The sequence below is a fragment of the Thioalkalivibrio sp. ALE20 genome, from assembly GCF_000381405.1.
GTDB lineage: Bacteria > Pseudomonadota > Gammaproteobacteria > Ectothiorhodospirales > Ectothiorhodospiraceae > Thioalkalivibrio.
In genome coordinates this window covers 25,300-40,982 of record NZ_KB906482.1, presented here as the reverse complement: position 1 = coordinate 40,982, position 15,683 = coordinate 25,300, and the positions used below count along the sequence as shown (strand labels likewise).

The 15,683-nt window shown below is 68.4% G+C and carries 13 protein-coding genes; all 13 read right to left on the bottom strand.

Annotation, left to right across the window (positions count from 1 at the left end; genetic code table 11):
* Nucleotides 1-14: 14 nt before the first annotated feature.
* The 13 genes from F790_RS0112605 to F790_RS14350 all read right to left on the bottom strand — a co-directional run bounded on the left by F790_RS0112605 (nt 15) and on the right by F790_RS14350 (nt 15,564).
* On the bottom strand, nt 15-1,730 hold the full coding sequence (locus tag F790_RS0112605; protein ID WP_019591890.1) for a complex I subunit 5 family protein: 1,716 nt from the start codon (nt 1,728-1,730) through the stop codon (nt 15-17).
* On the bottom strand, nt 1,727-3,265 hold the full coding sequence (locus tag F790_RS0112600; protein ID WP_019591889.1) for a complex I subunit 5 family protein: 1,539 nt from the start codon (nt 3,263-3,265) through the stop codon (nt 1,727-1,729). The genes F790_RS0112605 and F790_RS0112600 overlap by 4 nt, the downstream gene beginning before the upstream one ends.
* On the bottom strand, nt 3,262-4,758 hold the full coding sequence (locus F790_RS0112595) for a proton-conducting transporter membrane subunit (RefSeq protein ID WP_026332960.1): 1,497 nt from the start codon (nt 4,756-4,758) through the stop codon (nt 3,262-3,264). Before F790_RS0112595 ends, F790_RS0112600 begins: the two co-directional genes overlap by 4 nt.
* Complete coding sequence (locus tag F790_RS0112590; protein WP_019591887.1) at nt 4,755-5,102, bottom strand: NADH-quinone oxidoreductase subunit K; 348 nt, start codon at nt 5,100-5,102, stop codon at nt 4,755-4,757. The genes F790_RS0112595 and F790_RS0112590 overlap by 4 nt, the downstream gene beginning before the upstream one ends.
* A complete protein-coding gene (locus F790_RS0112585; protein ID WP_019591886.1) occupies nt 5,099-6,139 on the bottom strand; it encodes a hydrogenase subunit MbhD domain-containing protein in 1,041 nt (346 codons plus the stop codon). Before F790_RS0112585 ends, F790_RS0112590 begins: the two co-directional genes overlap by 4 nt.
* The gene (locus F790_RS0112580) at nt 6,136-6,432 is read right to left on the bottom strand and encodes a monovalent cation/H(+) antiporter subunit G (protein ID WP_019022410.1); all 297 of its coding nucleotides are present in this window, start codon (nt 6,430-6,432) and stop codon (nt 6,136-6,138) included. The genes F790_RS0112585 and F790_RS0112580 overlap by 4 nt, the downstream gene beginning before the upstream one ends.
* Entirely contained in the window at nt 6,422-6,781 is a 360-nt protein-coding gene (locus tag F790_RS0112575) for a monovalent cation/H+ antiporter complex subunit F (RefSeq protein ID WP_019591885.1), read from the bottom strand. The genes F790_RS0112580 and F790_RS0112575 overlap by 11 nt, the downstream gene beginning before the upstream one ends.
* Complete coding sequence (locus F790_RS0112570; RefSeq protein WP_019569898.1) at nt 6,778-7,326, bottom strand: Na+/H+ antiporter subunit E; 549 nt, start codon at nt 7,324-7,326, stop codon at nt 6,778-6,780. The genes F790_RS0112575 and F790_RS0112570 overlap by 4 nt, the downstream gene beginning before the upstream one ends.
* Before the next feature lie 44 nt (nt 7,327-7,370).
* On the bottom strand, nt 7,371-7,946 hold the full coding sequence (locus F790_RS0112565) for an invasion associated locus B family protein (protein WP_231364971.1): 576 nt from the start codon (nt 7,944-7,946) through the stop codon (nt 7,371-7,373).
* Nucleotides 7,947-8,005: 59 nt separating this feature from the next.
* Nucleotides 8,006-9,115: a response regulator gene (locus F790_RS0112560; RefSeq protein ID WP_019591884.1), complete on the bottom strand. Its 1,110-nt coding sequence runs from the start codon at nt 9,113-9,115 to the stop codon at nt 8,006-8,008.
* Nucleotides 9,093-10,934, bottom strand: a complete 1,842-nt coding sequence (locus F790_RS0112555) for a PAS domain-containing sensor histidine kinase (protein ID WP_019591883.1) — start codon at nt 10,932-10,934, stop codon at nt 9,093-9,095. Before F790_RS0112555 ends, F790_RS0112560 begins: the two co-directional genes overlap by 23 nt.
* Nucleotides 10,931-11,500, bottom strand: coding sequence for a molybdopterin-dependent oxidoreductase (locus tag F790_RS0112550; protein ID WP_019591882.1), 570 nt, complete (start codon nt 11,498-11,500; stop codon nt 10,931-10,933). The genes F790_RS0112555 and F790_RS0112550 overlap by 4 nt, the downstream gene beginning before the upstream one ends.
* A gap of 158 nt (nt 11,501-11,658) precedes the next feature.
* The gene (locus F790_RS14350) at nt 11,659-15,564 is read right to left on the bottom strand and encodes an autotransporter domain-containing protein (RefSeq protein ID WP_083938883.1); all 3,906 of its coding nucleotides are present in this window, start codon (nt 15,562-15,564) and stop codon (nt 11,659-11,661) included.
* Nucleotides 15,565-15,683: the final 119 nt, after the last annotated feature.

The following is a 15,683-nucleotide window of genomic DNA, read 5'->3' as shown; positions in this document are numbered from 1 at the left end:
CCGTGCGGCACCGGTCAGGGCGGGAACGCCATGGCCGTGTACAGCCCGAGTAACGACAGAGCGAACAGAAACGCCAGACGTCCCCAGCGGGTCATGCGTCGTTCGGCCCATTCCAGCTCGTGCCGGGCGATCCGTTGTGCCCGGCGCAACCGGGCCCGCAGGCGCGGGTGCAGGCGAATCTCGCGCAGCGGACTGACCCGGGCATGCAGGCCCTGCGCTGCATGGATCAGCACATTCGCCAGGATCGCCACGTCCCCTTCCGGGACGTGACGGGCCATCCATTCGCGCAGAACCATGCCCCCCAGTGCGCCCAGGGCCAGCCCGGCCAGGACGGGCCAGAGCAGGGAAACAGTCGCGAGCTCGGGGAGCGGTACCTCGGGCGAGGCCAGGGCCGTCAATGCGGCCACTGCGGGCAGGATCAGGGACATTGCCGCAAGCAGCGCCCAGGGCAGCCAGCGCCCCGTTGGCAGCGGGCGTGTCGTCAGCGCCAGATCCTGGCGCAGGCGCCACAGGAAACGCAGCACCAGCAGGGTAGTCCCGATGGCCGCCAGGGTCAGCAGGGTGTAGACCAGCCCCGTGCCGTTTGCGGCCAGCGGCGCTTTCAGCAGGTCCTTGGCCAGTGCCCCGCTGGTGAACGGCAGCCCGGCCAGGGAGAAGCCCGGCAGGGCGATCAGGCCGAGCACCGCGTAGCGGTACCGCCTCGAGCGGGGGAGCTGTCCGGCGACATCCACCGCGAGGAACAGCGAACCCTTGGCTAGGCCGTGGTGCAGGGCGTACATCGCCACCGCGAACAGCAGCGGTTCGCGCATCGCCGGAAGTAGCAGCGCGAGGCCGACCCCGGTGGTCATCAGGCCCATCTGGCTGATGGAGGAGTAGGCCAGGATGGTCTTGGGGCGCGCCTGGAAGACCCCTGCCAGTGCCCCCAGAAAGGCCGCCGCCAGCCCCAGCCCGATCAGCACCTCGCCGAGCACCGCGTGGCCGGCGGCGTCCAGCGGCAGCAGGCGCAGCCAGCCCAGCAGCCCGGCCTTGATCATGGCTCCTGAAAGCACCGCGCTGGCGGGGATCGGTGCGGCCGGATGGGCCAGTGGCAGCCAGAAGTGGACCCCGAGCATGCCGGCCTTGATGCCCAGGCCCAGCACCAGCAGCACCATCGCCGCGCCCTCGGGTCGTGCCGCGGCGATGGCCGCCAGTGCGGTCTCGCCATCCGCCTGATGGATGGCCAGCATCAGACCGGCGAACAGCGCGATCTCGCCCAGCACCGACAGGACCAGATACAGCCGTGCGGCCATCCACGCCTCGGTGCTGCGCTTGTGCACCACCAGACCCCAGGCCGACAGGCTCATCAGCGAGAAGAACAGGTAGAACGACGCGGCGTCCTGCGCGAGGATCAGGCCCAGGTTGCCCGCCATCGACAGCAGGAAGAACACGAAGAAGCGCCGCCGCGCGGGATCCTCGCCGCGTTCGTGCAGCGCGTGCAGTCCGGCCGCCAGCCACAGCCCGGCAGTCAGCGCGAGGAAAACCCGGCCGATCGGGTCCAGCCCGAGCTCCACCCCGGTCAGCAGCCACGGTAGCGAGGCCTGCTTGCCCTCCGGGCCCAGCGCGGCCAGCAGCAGGGCGGGCAGCGCGGCCCAGGGCACCAGACGCAGTGGCGCGCGGCCCGGCCGCAGCGACAGCGCCGCGGCCAGCAGCAGCGGAAGCAGCGGCACCCCGAGCAGGATGAACGCGTTCATGGCGTCACCCCCGTGCCGTTGTCCATGTCACCGGCTGGCACCAGCACGTAGCCGCGTTCCACGATCAGCTCCACCCAGCCCAGCGGGCTCAGTTCCAGCCCGGCCAGCAGCCCCGGCAGCAGCGCCAGCACCGCCACGAACAGGGTCGGGAACAGCAGCATCCAGTGGGCCTCGAAGCGGGTCTTGTGCGCCGGCGGTCGGGTCACCTCCGGCTCGGCCATCCAGCCGGCGATGATGGGCGGCAGGAAGTAGGCCGCGTTGAGCAGGCTGCTCAGCGCCAGCACGCCCAGGATCCACGCCGCATCGCCCTCCAGCGCGCCCAGCCCCAGATACCACTTGGAGATGAACCCGGCCAGCGGCGGCAGCCCGATCATGCCCAGCCCGCCGACCGTGAACGCCGCCATGGTCAGCGGCATGCGGCGCCCGACCCCGCGCATCTCGCGGATCTCGTGGATGCCCAGGGTCTCGGCGAAGTTGCCGGCACAGAAGAACAGCGTGATCTTGGTCAGGCCCTGGTGCACCAGATGCACCAGCCCGCCGATCACGCCCAGCGGCCCGGCGAGCGCCACGCCCAGCGCGATGTAGGAAACCTGGCTGACGGTGGAGAACGCCAGGCGCTGCTTGATGTCGTGGGCGCGCAGGGCCTGGATGGAACCGTAGAGGATGGTCAGCGCGGCCAGCACCAGCAGCACGTCGGTCAGGTGCAGGGTTGCGGCCAGTTCCAGGCCGAACACGTCGTTCAGGGTGCGCACGATGCCGAACGCCCCCGCCTTGACCACCGCCACCGCGTGCAGCAGCGCGCTGACCGGGGCCGGCGCCACCATCGCCCGCGGCAGCCAGGAATGCAGCGGGATCAGCGCCGCCTTCACCGCGAAGCCGGCGATCAGCGCCAGTCCGATGATCTGCAGGAGGCCATGCGTGTCCGGCGACAGATGCCGGAGGTAGCCCCCGGCCGCGAACGGCTGTGAACCGGCCAGCAGCCCCAGCGCGATCACCGCGACCAGCAGCACCAGCCCGCTGGTCACGGTGTAGGCGAGATACAGCCGTCCCGCGCGCAGCGCCTCCGGGGTTCCGCGGTGGACCACCAGCGGCCAGGTGGCCAGGGTCAGGATCTCGTAGAAGATCACGAAGGTGATCAGGTTGCCCGACAGAGCGATGCCGACCGTCGCGCTCACGCACAGCGAGAAGAAGCCGAAGAAGCGGCTGCGCCGCGGCGATCCCTCCAGATAGCCGATCGCATACAGGGTGGTCACGAACCACAGGATCGAGGACAGGGTCGCGAACAGCAGTGACAGGGCGTCGGCCGCGAGCACGAAATCCACGCCCGGCAGCAATGTCAGCCCGAACTCGAAGGTCTCGCCCTGCTGCACCCCGAGGAGCAGCACCCCGACCAGTACGAGCTTGATCCCCGCCGCGCTCAGATTCAGCAGGGTGCGCAGCCCGTGGCGCTCTTCCGGCAGGAAGAAGATCACCAGTCCCGGTACCAGCGAGCTGGCCAGGATCGCGAGCAGGAGCAGGCCGCCGTCGGCGTTCATGACACCCCCGCCGTGTGGCCGAGCAGATGCAATAGCGGTGCCCCGGCCAGGCCCATGGCCGCCGCGCCCACGGCCAGTGCCAGCGGCATCCATTCCATGCCGGCGGAGACCGGGACGCCCGGATCACGCTCACCGCGGGCGAAAGCCGGTGCCACCATGCGCAGGATGTACGCAGTGGCCAGCAGGGAACCCAGCGCGACCATCACCACCCACAGCGCGGTCCAGATCTGCATGATCGCGGTGGTCTCCGCCGCGCCGTGCAGCCCCGCTTCCAGCAGCAGATACTTGGCCAGAAAGCCGCCGGTCAGCGGCAGCCCCATCAGCGAGATGCCGCCCAGGCCCAGGGCGAACACCGTGCGTCCGCGCGCCCGCAGCACCGGTCCCAGGGCATTCATGCGGTCGTGTCCCGCAGCCTTCTGGAGCGTTCCGGCGCCCATCAGCACCGCGGCCTTGGCCACACCGTGGGCGAAGGCGAAGAACACCACCACGGGCCACGCCGCGGGCTGCAGGATCAGGATGGGGAAGGCCAGCGCGATGTAGCCCATCTGCGCCACCGTGGAGTAGGCCGCCACGATCTTGAGTCGGGGCGCGCGCAGTGCCTGCAGCGAGCCCCAGAGGAGGGCCGCGCTGCCCAGCAGTCCCAGCAGCACGGCCAGCGCCGGGGTGCCCAGCGGCGCGAAGATCAGCAGCCACAGGCGCAGGATCAGGTAGAACATCGCGGCCACCACCATGCCCGAGAGCATGCCGCTGACCGGCGCCGGCGCGCTGGCATGCGCGGTGGCCAGCCACACGTGCAGCGGGAAAACCGCGGCCTTCATCAGCAGCCCGCCCAGCATCAGCGCGGCGGCCATGCGCTCGGTGGGGCCGTCCCCGGCGAGCTCGCCCAGCAGCGTCAGGTCCAGCACGCCGAACTCGCCGTACAGCAGCGCGGCCCCCAGCAGGAACGACAGCGAGCCGAGCAGGTTGATCAGCAGGTAGCGCATCGCGCCGGTGACCGCGTCGGTATCGCCGGTGAGGGCCACCAGCGCCACCGCGGACAGGCTGGCGATCTCCAGGGTGATGTACAGGTTGAAGGCATCACCCGACAGCACCAGCAGGTTGAGCCCGCCCCACAGCCACAGCCACAGCGGCCAGAACTGGCGCTCTCCCGCGGCCGAGTGGATGTAGCCGCGGGCATACAGGCTGCCGGCGAGGGCCACCAGCGCGTTCAGCAGCAGCATCGCCAGCGCCAGCCCGTCGAGGTGCAGGGTGACGCCCAGCGGGGCCTCCCAGCCGCCCAGACCGACCCGCACCGCGGGGGTGTTCATCCCCGGCGCGGCATCGAGGAACAGCCCGATGGTCGCCAGCAGGCCGAGGATCGCCAGCGGCAGACCCAGCAGCCCGATGCGCCGGGCCTGCCACGGCCAGGCGGAGGCGATCAGCGGCAGCCCCAGCGAGACCGCCGCCAGGGCCCCGGTCGCGAACACCAGGGACTCGGGCATGGCGGCGCTCACGGGTCTTCGGGGTGATCGCCGCGGTGGGTTCTCAGCGGGCCGGGCAGCAGTACCGCATGGCCGGTCAGGCGCGCCAGATGCACCGTCAGCGCGAGGGCGAACGCGGTCGCGCTCACCGCGACCACGATCCCGGTGAGCGTCAGCGCCTGAGCCACCGGGTCGGGCGGGGCATCGCCGCGCGCGGCGATGCCGAGAAACACCATGAACACCCCGGAACCCATGATATTGATCGCGAGGATGCGCAGGATCAGGTGGCGGCGACGGATCAGCCCGTGCAGGCCCAGCGCGAACAGCGCGGCGCCGCCGAGGGGATACAGGGTGCCGGGGTCCAGGGATTCGATCATGTATCCTCCCGCGGGGAGCGTCCGCCGATGAACAGGGCGACCAGGGTCAGCGCGATGGACAGGGTCGCGCCGGTCTCGATGATCAGGATCAGGGGATAGGCCAGTTCGCGCGGCCAGCTCAGCAGCGCAGGGCCCGCGAACAGCCCCCAAAGCCCGATGGCGAGGAACAGCAGCGCCCCGGCCGTCACGCCGATACGCAGCAGCCGTGGGTCCGGGTCGGGCAGCGAGTGCGGACGCGCAAGGCTCATCAGTATCCCCGCCGCGCCCAGCACCGCGCCGGCCTGGAAGGCGCCGCCCGGGGCATGGCTCCCGGCCCACAGGAGATACACCCCGGTAACGATGGCCACCGGCAGCAGCAGCCGCACCGCCCCCGGCAGGACCGGCCCCGGTGCCGGGCGGGCGGGCAGCGCGTCATGGCGCCCCAGCGACCAGGCCCCCAGCCCGGCCAGCAGGACCATGGCCAGTTCCAGCAGGGTGTCCCAGGCGCGGAAATTCAGCAGCACCGCAGTGATGCCGTGGTCCACCCCGGAGACGTCCATGTGTGCGGCCACCGCGGGCTGCAGGCCGGAGCCGTGTTCCTGCGTGGCCAGCGTTGCCATCAGCAGCAGGGCTAGTCCGCCACTCACCGCGACCGCGCTCCAGCGTCCGCGTGCCGGGGTCGGGGCACAGCTCAGCGCCACACTGCCGGCACCCGGGTCGCGGGCGTCGCGGGCCTCCGCATCCGCGTTGTCCGTGTCGGGCGCCACCGGATCCGGGGGCGGGCTCGGGCCCGCGTCCCCGCGGTGCGGGTTCATGATGTGCTTCAGCCGTTCCAGCGTGACCAGCAGCAGCGCCCCGGTGATGCCGGCCCCGATGGCGGCCTCCGCCAGCGCGATGTCCGGGGCCTCAAGCCGGACCCAGGCGATCGCCAGCAGCAGGCCGAAGGTGATGAACAGCACCACCGCGCGGAACAGGTCGGTGCTCGCCAGGCAGCGCCAGGCCACGCCCAGCAGCCCGGCCAGCAGGACGACGTCGAAGGCCAGCAGTGCCGCGTTCATTCGCGCCGCTCGAACTCGCCGTGGGTCCAGGTGCGCTGGGCGACCATGTGCGCTGCGGTGGCCCCGGCGGCCAGCACCAGCACCCAGATCAGCGCCAGTTTGAGGATCATCGCCGGGCCGTCGGCCTGCAGCATCAGCCCCAGCACCACCAGACCCAGGCCGAGGTTGTCGGCCTTGGTGAGTGCGTGCAGACGGGTATAGACATCGGGAAAACGCAGCAGCCCCAGGGTGCCGGCGGCGAAGAACGCGAGCCCCGCGAGCACCAGCACGGCGGTCAGCAGATCAGCGATCATGCGTCTTCTCCGTCGGGTTATGCCCCGGGTGATGCCCCGGGTCGTGCGGCGGCTCTTCTTCTACCGGGGTTTCGTGCATCGGCGTGCCCGCCGGCTCCGGCAGCCCGTGCTGGCGCACGAACGCGACGGCCGCCACCACCGCCAGCAGGGCGAACACCAGCGCCACGTCCACCAGCGCCGGCTGGTCCAGGGCGAAGCCGAGCAGCAGCAGGATGCCGACCCCCGAGGTGCCGAACAGCTGGGCCGTCAGCATGCGGTCGCCGGAGCCCGGGCCACGCAGCACGCGGATCAGCCCGAACAGGATGGTCAGCAGCAGGAATCCGGCGGCGGCGACCAGCAGCAGGTTCATCGGACGTCCCCCGGGGCGTCAGGGTCGAGCCCGTAGAGCCGTGCGATGCGCCGCTCGAGCTCCATCAGCGTGGCCGCATTGTCGCTGCGGCCGTCCAGCACGTGGAGGGTCATGCGGCGGCCCTCCAGGCGGACCGCCAGGGTGCCCGGCAGCAGACTGAGCATGGCCATGAACAGGGTCAGCGGCGGTCCGTGCGGCAGTTGCACGAAATACGCCTCGAAGCCCGGTTGCAGCGGCAGGCGCGGGTGTACCGCCCGCCAGGCGACATCGACCCCGCCCTGCACCGAAGTGCGCAGGAAGAAACCGAGCAGGCCGGGCAGGGCGGCCGGTGTCAGGCGCAACGCGCGCCCCGCGGGCAGCGCGAGCACGGCACCCCCGGTCAGCGCGATGGCGAGCCAGGCGAACGGGTGCGCCAGCGCCGCGCCCCCGGCCAGCACCGCCCACAGTGCGGCCGCGGCAAGCATCGCCAGCAGCGCACGCAGCCACCCGGGGCGGCGGGCGCGCCGTACGGGCGGGTTCGAACTGGACTGGCGCGTGTCGTTCACGCCGTCATTGTAACGGCGCAGGGCGGCACCGCCAGAAGAGCCTCTCAGAGCCGGTTACTGGCCGCGGTGAAGCCCATCAGGGAGACGTCAAAGACCAGCACCTGTTCCGACTGCAGCGGACGGAAGCCCACGTTGAGCTCGCGGCCCCCGCGCAGTTCGGCCAGCATCTCGTCGGTCAGCTCGGTGGCCGCCACGCAGCCCTGCTGGATGCAGGTCACGAAGCCGGCATTGCGTTCTTCGCCCTCGTCGACCTGCATGACGATGCCCGGACGCAGATCCACGCCCAGCGGCAGCAGCAGTTCCATCACGTGTCGGTCGCCCTCGCGCCGCACCGTGGTCTGCAGATACGGCCCCTGCTGGCCCTGGTCCTCCACCTGCAGGGTCTGCTGCATCTGGCAGAACTCGCCGCCGTCATCCAGTTCCCAGCAAAGGCTTTCCCAATCCTGGTGGGTGGTCACCTCCGGTTCCTGCTGTACCGGCTGCGGCGCCTGGCCCTGCGCCGGGGCCGGCTGCTGGGCCTGCTGCCCCGTGGCCATCGCCGGCGCCAGCGCAAGGGCGCACAGCAGCACCGCGGGGCGAACAAAGGAAAAGAACAACGAAGGATGCGAGGTCGATAACATGCAACGGCTCCTGATTGATTAAGAGGATTTTACGTCATCCAGTAAGGGGCGGCCCGGGCTCATTCCACGGCGAGGGTCATGGAGCCGGCCAGCACCAGGGCGACCAGTTCCGCCTGGCGGTGGGTGTCGGTCTTCTGGAACAGGTTGCGCAGGTGGAAGGTGACGGTGGTATTCGACACGTCCATGCGCCGGGCGATGTCGGCGGTGCGCCAGCCGTCCGCCAGGGCCAGGGCGATACGGGCCTCGGTGGGGGTCAGCTCGAACAGGCGGGCCAGGACGTCTTCCGGCAGGCGGGCGCGCCGTTCGGGGTCGGACAGGAGGATCACGGCCGCGGGTTCCTCCTCCCCGGCCTCCCGCCCGGCCTGATCACCGCTCCCGGGCAGGGGATAGATCATGGCCAGGAGTTCGCGCCGGTGGCCGTCGCGCGGCAGGCGCATGCACTCAATGGCGTCATCGGCGGCCGGTTCCTCGGCAAGGACCCGGCGCAGGGCCTCGCGCAGGCGTCGGTCGTCCTCGGAGTGTACCGGCTCCGGCGGGCGTCCTTCCTGCAAGGTCAGTGCGTCGCCGGCCATGCGCCGCGCCGCGCGGTTGGCCAGCAGCACGCGGTTGCCGTGGTCGAGCAGGACGACCCCGGGAGCGACCGGATCCAGGGCGCGCGCCGCGAACTCCAGGCTGCGGCGTCCCTGTTCCCGGCTCTGGCCGAGTCCACCGAGGGTACGGCGCAGTTCGGCGAACTCGTCCTCTTTCTTCTGGCGCATGCGCCGCACCTGGCGCAGGCGGGCCTCCACGGTCGCCAGCAGCAGGTCGAAGTCCACCGGCTTGACCAGATAGTCGTCGGCGCCCGCGCGCTTGCCATCGACCACCTCGCGCGGGTCGGACAGCGCGGTGAGGAACACGAACGGGGTGTCCGCCAGTTCCGGGCCGCGTTCGCGCACCGCGGCCAGCAGTTCGTAGCCGTTCATGCCCGGCATGTTGATGTCGCACAGGATCAGGTCGGGGTGGACGGCGTCGATCTGCTCCAGGGCTTCGTCGCCATGGGCCGCCTCGATGGCGACATGACCCGCCTCGCTCAGTTCTTCGCAGATGTCCCGGCGCAGCAGGGCTTCATCCTCGGCGCAGAGGATGCGTGCGGCCGGGACGGCGGCATCATTCGGTGTGCTGTGGTTCATCCGGATCCTGTCCTCGCGGGAGTTCCAGCGTGAATGTAGACCCTTCCCCTTCGCGGGAACGGACGGTCAGGTCGCCGCCCTGGGTGCGCGCGAGCTGGCGGGCGATGCCCAGGCCCAGACCGATGCCGGTATGGCGGGCGGCATTGCGGGCACGGAAGAAGCGGTCGAACAGGCGCGCCTGGTCTTCCTCGGGGATGCCGATCCCGTGGTCCGTGACGTGGCAGGTGATCTTCTCCGGTTCGGCGCGCAGCTCAACCTCGATGGACGCGGTCTCGGGCGAGTATTTTCCCGCATTCGACAGCAGGTTGGCGAGGATCTGCTCGACCAGCGCGCGGTCGCAGCGCGCCATGACCGGTCCATCCGGGGTAACGCTCAGATGTACCGGATTGTCCGGGGTGATCTGACGCTGGGTTTCGATCGCCTGTTCCACCAGCGGGCGCAGGTCGCAGGGGCGGGTGGATGCCGATACGTGGCCGCCCTCCAGGCGGGCCGAGGTCAGCGCGTTCTCGATCAGCCGGGTCATGTGGGCGACGGTGTCGCGCAGCTGACCGTAGCGCCCCTCGCGGGTTTCGCGGTCCATGGACTCCCCGCGCCGCAGCAGGCGCTGCAGGCCCGAGTCGATGATCGCCAGCGGGGTGCGGAACTGGTGCGAGGCCATCGCCGCAAAGCTGCGGTAGAACTCGCTGACGCCGCGTTCGCGCTCCAGCGAATGCTCGAGACTGCGCGCGGCGTCCTTGTAGCTGGTGATGTCGGCCAGACGCAGCACCTGGCCACCGTCATCGGTGCGGCGCAGGGTCATCTGGACCCAGCCGCGACCGGGGACTTCCAGGTCGTACTGCGCACCGTCGTCCGCGGTGATGTCGGCCGGGTCGCCGTGTTCGGTGTCCGGCCGGGTGACGGCGCGGATACGGTCGAGCAGGGTGTCCAGCGTCTGCCCCTCGTCCAGGGCCCCGTCCGGCAGCGGCAGCAGGCCGGCGAACTGCGGGTTGACCAGGATCAGGCGGTCATCGGAATCGAACGCGGCAAAGCCGTCGGGTGCGGTGTCGATGGCGTCCACCACGCGCCGGCGTTCGGCCTCCAGGTCGCGGGTGCGGTTGCGGACCTCGATCTCCAGCCGGTCACGGTGTGCGGCCAGTGCCTCCTGTGCATGGCGCCGCTGCCGCAGGGCATGCATCAGGAGGGCGGTCAGCAGGATCCCGGTGACCAGGATGCCGATCATCATCACGATGGCCTGGATCAGGCTGGCGCGGTGTTGATCCAGGCGTTCCCCCGTGCTCTCCCATTCCTCGATCATCACCGCGTTGGCGATGCGGTTGAGTGCCGACATCAGGGGCTTGAGTTCGGCATGGATCGCGTGGGCCGCCTCGACGTTGTCGGGGGCGACGTCGTCGATCATCGGCTCGATGCGCTCCAGCCGCTCGAAGGTACCGTCCAGTGTTTCTTCCAGCCCGATGCCTTTGACGTAGCGCCGCTGTGGCCCGGCATCCAGCAGGACCAGGCGGCTGGTTAGGACGTCGTAACGCAGGCCGGGTCGGGCATCCGCGTCCCCCAGGGTCCGTCGGTGGACTTCCTCGTCCAGACGGTGACTGGCGACCTGCGCCTGGGCGGTGACCCACAGCATGTTCTCGTCCACATTGCTGCGCATGTCCTGCTCCACGTCGTGCAGGCGCATCAGCGACACCGTCAGGAAGATCGCGAAGGTAAGGACCGCGAGCACCGGCAGCACATACGTCGAGACACGGCGCAGGCTGGGGACGGCCGAGGGATCCGGGGCATGGCCACGCTCGGGTGCGGACTCGCGGGTCGGGCGCGCGATCATCGCACCTCCAGGTGCTCCAGCTGCCAGACCCAGCGGTAGTCGTAGCGGATGTCGTCCAGCTCCGCGTGATCGTCCCGCGGGTAGACGATCCACAGCGGACCCTTGTCGCGCGGGGTCAGGGCCTCGCCATCCCGGGTATGCGCGACGACCACGTCATAGTCGTGGAAGTCCTCCATCGGGATGTCGACGATGTAGTCGTTCAGGGCCGTGGCCACCACCTCGTCACCCTCCGCACCGAGAGCCTCCAGCAGGTCGCGCATCAAAAAGCCCTCGAAGTGGTTGACCCCGTCGGTGACCACCGTGGAGGTCTCCAGTTCACGCTCCGGGAGGCGGTCCAGCATCGCCCGGTCCAGCAGGGCCCGGTCTCCGTCGTTCGCATGTTCGATGGCCCCCTCGACCCGCAGGATGACCTCGCCCTCGGGTTCGGCTCCCGGATCGAACCCCGGAGCGGAGTCCCCGGGATCCGCAGCAGTCGCACTGAAGGGCAGGAACAGAAGCATGGCCACCAGGGCTGCGAGAAGGCCGGGCGCATGCGCGCCGGGCGGATGAATTCGGACGACGGACATGACAAACCTCCGGACGGATGGTAACCACCAGTTCGAAGGCAGTGTCGCGCGAAATCCTGCCCCATGGAAGAAGGGGGAAATCGCGCGCTGAAAACAGTGTGCCGGAACGTGACCCGGGACACCCCCTCCGGATGGAGGGGGTGCGGCCTGCGGGGACCTTACCAGTTGCGTCGGAAGGTCAGGCCGATGGCGTGGAGGTCGTCGGACGAGGCGATTTCGCCCTGGTAGCCGACGTTGAGGAAGGAATCCGCGTTGAGGCGGGCATCCAGCCCGGCGGCGACGCGCACGCGATCCCGGCTGAGGCGCGGGCCCTCGATGGTGAAGCGCGTGGCGGTGTCGGCCGCGAAGGCGGTGTCCATGCGGCTGGAGCGGTCACCGTGCTCGTGCACCCATGCGGCTTCGGCATAGGGGGCGACCCAGCCGCCGGTGGTCTCGAACGCCTGATCGAAGCGCACGCCGGCCTGGCTTCGCAGCGAGTACTCGCTTTCGCGGTTCACATCCAGGTTGGCGGCCCCGGCGCCGGATTCCGAGAACCCGCTGCGGCGCAGATACTCATAGTCCAGTCCGCCAAACGGGGTCAGCCGGGCTGTGTCGCCGATCTCGAAGGTATAGCCACCCTCGGCCCGCATGCCCACGCCACGCGCGGAGTAATCCGCTTCGGCCGTCCGCCCGACGGTGTCGACGAAGCGCTCGGTGTCGGTGCTGTGATAGGCCATGCCGACGCTGCCGCGGGCATACAGGGCATCGCGCTGCCAGCCGCCGTAGGCGGCGAGGTGGATGGAGTCGACGTCGATGTCGCCCCCGGCGGTATCGCCGCGGTTGCGGGTGTACCCCATGGCCGCGCCGAGATGGAGTTCTTCGGAAACCGGGGCATCAAAGCCGATCGTAAGCCCGCTGAAGCGGTAGTCGGCGCCGCTGGCGTTGGTGGTGTCGTCGATGTCACCGCGGCCACCTTCGGCATTGACCCACCAGCCCCGCGAGGTTTCCGGGGAATCATCCAGCAGCCCCCGGGGCTGTCCGGCGGAGGCGAGCTGGAGACCGGCGAGCTGTTCCAGGCTGGCGGTTTCGCGCGGCGCTTGTGCGCCCCCGGGCCCGGGCATCCGGCCGGTGAGGCCGGCACGGAAACGCTGGGCGCCGCGCAGCCCGATCTGCTGGGTATGGGTATGGTCCACACCCGAAAGATCGTCCAGCGATGCCCGGGCGTTATCCTCGTCCATCATCACGACCGCGCCGGTGATATCGCTCAGGGTCTCACCGTCCACCTGCTCGTCCAGCGTGCTGGCCACCGCCCGCTGGTTGGAGGTTTGGGCGACATTGGCAAGGTCGGCGACCTGTGTGAGGGTCAGGAATACAGCGTCCTCGCCGTAATCCAGGGAGGTGGACAGGAAGGCGAAATCGTCGGTCACTTCGGAGAATTCGCCCTGCACCTCCTGTTCCGCGCTCAGGATGTTATAGGTGGTCTCCGGTGCATAGGTCGATCCGTCATCAGTGCCGCTTTCCGATGTCACGTGGAGGGAAGCCTCCTCGGAAATGACAATGTTCCCCTCGACCGTGACGAAGTCGTTGTTTACACCGGCCTCGTCGCCACCGTCATTAACCTCGACGCGGTAGATAGAGCCATCTTCCAGAGTGAGATCGCCGTCACCCACCGCGAGCCCGCCAATCGAGTTCCCCGGCGCGAGAATCCCCTGGACAGACGCGTCACCGCTCACCACACCGTCACCACGAAGTTCGCCTTCTGAGCCGACCACCAGGCCTTCACCGGTGGTGATCTGTCCGTTGACGGTCAATCGCCCGGAAGATCCTCCGAGATCGGCGACAACAATTTCCTGTCCCGCCTCCACTTCAGCGCCGTCGCCCACGTACAGTTCACCGTGTCCCTGAAAGCCCACCACAATTCTTCCGGCCGTGCTGGTGACGTTCCCGCCGCCTTCAACAACCATCACCCCTTCACCAGGAAATTGAGTCGTTGTTTGCAATCCCAGTCTGATGGAACCGTCGCTTTCCAGATCCCCCTCGTCGACAACCACTGTACCCAGGGAAGATGCCCCCAGGCCGATGTCCAGACTTCCAGCCGTCACCTCGCCTTCTTCTGCGATGAACAGCGCGCCCTCCGCAGAGCTTAGCGTGGTTGAGTCGCCGCCTACCGTCAGTTGCTCCTGAATATCCCAGCGGCTGCCATTCCCCTCTACTAGTACAATTGCGGAGCTCTCTTCGCTGCTGATGGTGGCTGCGTCTGCGGTATCAATAGACGCGCCGCCTGAAACTTCGAGGGTTCCGTCACCCCGGAAGCCGATGCGCAGATTGTCGGTGGAAAGATGAGAGCCGTCGTCATCCAGCTCCACTTCAAAAGTGGAGGTGCTTTCCGCCCCGAAGATCGTATCGCCGACATCCACGCGTCCGCCGTCCTGGATGCTCAGGCGGCCCAGTGCGGATTGACCGACACGCAGGTCACCCTCACCATCGAACGCGGAGTCATTGCCGGTAACGAAGATTCCGCCCTCAGACCCTTCCTCGTCCTCGACCCCGATCCTGCTGCTTCCCTGAACCTGCAGGCGCCCGCCTTCGCCCACGGCGATGCCGGCTTCGCCGGCACCCCCAACTGTGAGATCGTTGCCCACATCGATTCTCGAATCGGTGCCTTCAATAACAACAAGGCCGTCGGATTCTGAATTCGACCCGATGTCCAGATTATTATCCACAGCTACCTCGCTGCCGGACTCCACTGCGAGTTCACCAGACCCATTCCAGCCCACCATAAGGTTGTTCGACGAGTCCCAGCGACTCTCTGGGCCCGACACGCTCACGGTGCCATCTCCACCGTCATTGAAACCGATCCAGCCATCGGTACTGCTGACCGAGCCGCCGTCCGTGATCTCCAGGTCGGCCTCCCCGGAGTTGCCGATACGCAGGCTGCCGCTGATCAGGCGGGAGTCATTGCCGTCAACGGTGATCGAGGCTTCGGAGCCCTCTTGCACGGCGGCGAATGCAAGTCCGTCACTCTCTACCCGGGCGCCGTCCAAAATGTTGAGTTCCGCGGCCCCGCGGTTGCCAAGGCGCAAGGTCTCGGGCTCCCAGGAGGACTCGTCTCCGGTGACCGTGACGATCCCGGTGCCGGACTGCTCTTCGGCGATAGATGCGTCACCGCTGGTCACCAGCCCGCCCTCTCGAATGGTCAATTCTCCGACCGCGCGCTCACGTCCCATTTCAAGCCGATCGGTGATTGCCCATTCACCGTCTTCAACGACTACAGAGCCTTGAGACACTGGGGCGTCCTCAGAATGCGCGGAGTCGGCGATCACCGCCTGGTCATGAGACGCCGTCGCGCCTGCTGAAATCTCGAGAGAGCCGATTCCGAACCCGCCCACGCGGACTCGATCACCCGATAGACTGGAACCGTTTTCAGAAACCTGCACGGATCCCTCGAACTGGTCGGTGTCTACCTGAATCCTGCCACCAACGGAAAGCTGAGTATCATCGTGTTCTAAGCGGGCTCCGTCCAGGACCTCCAGGGTGCTGGCAGTCTCCCTCGAACCCACAGATATCTGTGAAGAACCGTCATGAGACCATTCTGCGTCGGTTCCGATTAGGGACATGTCAGCCGACCGCGCGAATCGGCCAATGCTTGGCCCGCTGTCACCACTCGTGATAAGGCGGCCGGCAACACTCATTTGCGCCGTGTCTAGAGAAGCCACTGTGAGGTCGCCGCCCACCTCCAGCTGGCTGTCAGCCGTGATTTCCAGCTGCTCCCCGAAAAAAATCAGTCGACTGGTTTCGGCGGTGTCGGACGCGTTGTCGATTTCAACTTCCGCCGAGGACAACAGGATGTTGGCCCGGGTATCGTTATCCGGAACGCCCTCGTCCCAGTTGTCTGCCGTAAACCAGTCACTGTTCTCATCACCCGTCCAGGTAGTCAGGTCATTGGCACTAACACCATGTGCGCCGACCAGCAGGATGGCTGGTGCGAGCATGCCGGCAACCAGCCACTGTCGCGAGAATGGGCCGGCATTGCGTCGAATGGGGCGAAGAGCCAGGTAAATGGGGTTACGGCGAAAGGCGGTCATACGGTTACTCCTCGCGAAAGCCAGGGCTTGGGTAATGGTTCCAGTGACCCCCTGGAGGGGATGCCGGGCTTGAAGATGCCATTGGCAATCGCAGGATGCCCCCTCCAAATAGACGGGGA

Coding starts and splice junctions, on each gene's coding strand:
- F790_RS0112605 (WP_019591890.1), bottom strand. CDS start 1,730: ATGAACGCGTTCATCCTGCTCGGGGTGCCGCTGCTTCCGCTGCTGCTG.
- F790_RS0112560 (WP_019591884.1), bottom strand. CDS start 9,115: ATGAACCACAGCACACCGAATGATGCCGCCGTCCCGGCCGCACGCATC.
- F790_RS0112585 (WP_019591886.1), bottom strand. CDS start 6,139: ATGAACGCGGCACTGCTGGCCTTCGACGTCGTCCTGCTGGCCGGGCTG.
- F790_RS0112565 (WP_231364971.1), bottom strand. CDS start 7,946: ATGTTATCGACCTCGCATCCTTCGTTGTTCTTTTCCTTTGTTCGCCCC.
- F790_RS0112600 (WP_019591889.1), bottom strand. CDS start 3,265: ATGAACGCCGACGGCGGCCTGCTCCTGCTCGCGATCCTGGCCAGCTCG.
- F790_RS0112590 (WP_019591887.1), bottom strand. CDS start 5,102: ATGATCGAATCCCTGGACCCCGGCACCCTGTATCCCCTCGGCGGCGCC.
- F790_RS0112575 (WP_019591885.1), bottom strand. CDS start 6,781: ATGAACCTGCTGCTGGTCGCCGCCGCCGGATTCCTGCTGCTGACCATC.
- F790_RS14350 (WP_083938883.1), bottom strand. CDS start 15,564: ATGACCGCCTTTCGCCGTAACCCCATTTACCTGGCTCTTCGCCCCATT.
- F790_RS0112580 (WP_019022410.1), bottom strand. CDS start 6,432: ATGATCGCTGATCTGCTGACCGCCGTGCTGGTGCTCGCGGGGCTCGCG.
- F790_RS0112550 (WP_019591882.1), bottom strand. CDS start 11,500: ATGTCCGTCGTCCGAATTCATCCGCCCGGCGCGCATGCGCCCGGCCTT.
- F790_RS0112555 (WP_019591883.1), bottom strand. CDS start 10,934: ATGATCGCGCGCCCGACCCGCGAGTCCGCACCCGAGCGTGGCCATGCC.